The sequence below is a fragment of the Streptomyces sp. genome, assembly GCF_019510245.1.
GTDB lineage: Bacteria > Actinomycetota > Actinomycetes > Streptomycetales > Streptomycetaceae > Streptomyces.
This window is the reverse complement of record NZ_JAEKKT010000547.1, coordinates 1-1,783: the sequence shown is the minus strand read 5'-3', so window position 1 is coordinate 1,783 and position 1,783 is coordinate 1. Positions and strand designations below refer to the sequence as shown.

3 protein-coding genes are annotated in these 1,783 nt (G+C 70.4%); 1 reads left to right on the top strand and 2 read right to left on the bottom strand.

Annotation, left to right across the window (positions count from 1 at the left end; translation table 11 throughout):
• Both JF597_RS55290 and JF597_RS55285 read right to left on the bottom strand, forming a co-directional pair.
• Positions 1-589, bottom strand: a 589-nt coding sequence (locus tag JF597_RS55290) for a helix-turn-helix domain-containing protein (protein WP_294014860.1), incomplete at its 3' end; no start/stop codon positions are given.
• Positions 571-1,263: an antibiotic biosynthesis monooxygenase gene (locus JF597_RS55285; RefSeq protein ID WP_294014857.1), complete on the bottom strand. Its 693-nt coding sequence runs from the start codon at positions 1,261-1,263 to the stop codon at positions 571-573. The genes JF597_RS55290 and JF597_RS55285, both read right to left, overlap by 19 nt.
• Positions 1,264-1,342: 79 nt before the next feature.
• Here JF597_RS55285 and JF597_RS55280 point away from each other — a divergent pair.
• Positions 1,343-1,783, top strand: a 441-nt coding sequence (locus JF597_RS55280) for a YihY/virulence factor BrkB family protein (RefSeq protein ID WP_294014854.1), incomplete at its 3' end; no start/stop codon positions are given.

The window sequence follows — 1,783 nt, the reverse complement described above, 5'->3', positions numbered from 1 at the left end:
ACTCGGTCTGTTTCAGCGTGGGATGGACGGCCACCACGATGCGGTGGTCTCGGCCCCCCTCGGCGTCCGGGGCGTCGTACTTGCGGATCAGGCCGGTGACTCCGGCCGTCAACTCCTCGATGAACGCGGCTCGTTCGGCGGCCGAGGCGAAGCGCACCTCGCCGTCCAGGGCGTACGTCGCCAGCCGCTTGCGGGCCTTCGCCGCGCCGGTGATCAGCGAACCGACGTCCCGCACCAGCCGGGCTCCCAACGCCAGCAGCCAGCGCGCGGAGAGCTGGTCGCGGAAGCGGTCCGGGTCGGGCTGCACGGCGGCGAGGGCGAGCGGTGAGATCACGTACGAGGCCGCGGTCGCCCGCATCAGCCGCTCGGTGACATTGCCCTTGCGGCGCTCCCCCGCGAGTTCCACCAGGCTGTGCCGCTCCAGCGCCTTCAGGTGGTAGTTCACCTTCTGCCGGGGCAGCCCGACCTTTCCTGCCAGCATGGCGGCCGACGCGGGGCCGGCCGCCAGCTCGGCGAGCAGCCTCGCCCGTATGGGGTCCAGGGAGACGGCTGCGGCCTCGGGGTCCTCGATCACGGTGACGTCCAGCATGGGTCCACCGTCTCACCGAACACTTTTTTTGTCCAGACGGTTCGAGTTTTCGGTGGGGGACCTAGCCCGGAACCAGCCCGAGAGCATGGTCGTACCTGCTGACCGTGGTGCTCTTCAGCGCTCTCCCACTCGGCGTAGTTGAGGACGCGGGTGCCGTCGGTGCTGAGGTGGAAGTGGGCGCTGATACCGCCGGGGTGCGGGTTCGGCTCGTTCTCCAGCGCGTCGAGGACGGCGTCCACCCAGGCGCGCTGCCGGTCGGGGTCGGGTCCGTCGAACTCGACGTCGACGATCACGATGCAGCCGGGGACGCGCGGATCACCGTCCCGGGCGGCGCTGCGGTAGCGCCGGTAGCGGCCGAGGCCGAGGCGCTCGATGTCCGGAACGGCGGTGTCGATCTCGTCCACACGCTCCTGCCGGTGAGTCTTGACGAAGGCCTCGTAGGCCTGCTCGCTCGCCCACTGCGAGTAGTGCATCAGGGTGGCGGTGTCGTGCCCCCTGTAGAGGTGATAGCCGAGCAGGCCGTCGGCGGGCCAGGGCCGCCGCTCCCAGACGGCGGCGACGGCCTCGACGGTCTGCCGCTGGCGCAGCGGGGTGCCCACCCGCCAGTGACTGAAGAAGGGTGCACCGACGCGAGGGTCGGTCAGGTCGGGGTGGGTGTCGGTACGACGTGTCATACCGACCACCCTTCGACCTCAACCAGGATTGAGGTCAAGTCGGCGATTCGGGGGGTGGTTTCGGGAGACCCGCCACGGCATGGACGAGCAGGCCGACGACCAGCCGAAAAGCCCCTCCAAGTTGCCCGCGCGATCCTGGCGTGCGGTGCTGCGGCGCACCGGGAAGGAGTTGCTGGACGACGAACTCGCGGACCGCGCGGCGGCGTTGACGTACTACGGCGTCCTGTCGCTGTTCCCCGCCCTGCTGGTGATGGTCTCCCTGCTGGGCGTGGTGGGACAGCGCGCCACGGACAAGATCCTGGACAACATCGGGGATCTCGCGCCGGGTCCGGCCCGGGACATCCTGCGGGACGCGGTGGTCCAGCTCGGCGACAGCGGCGGCACGGGCAGCGTGCTCGCGATCGTCGGCCTGCTCGCCGCGCTGTGGTCGGCGTCCGGGTACGTCGCCGCGTTCATCCGTACGTCCAACGCGGTGTACGACCTCCCCGAGGGGCGTCCGGTGTGGAAGCTGACGCCGCTG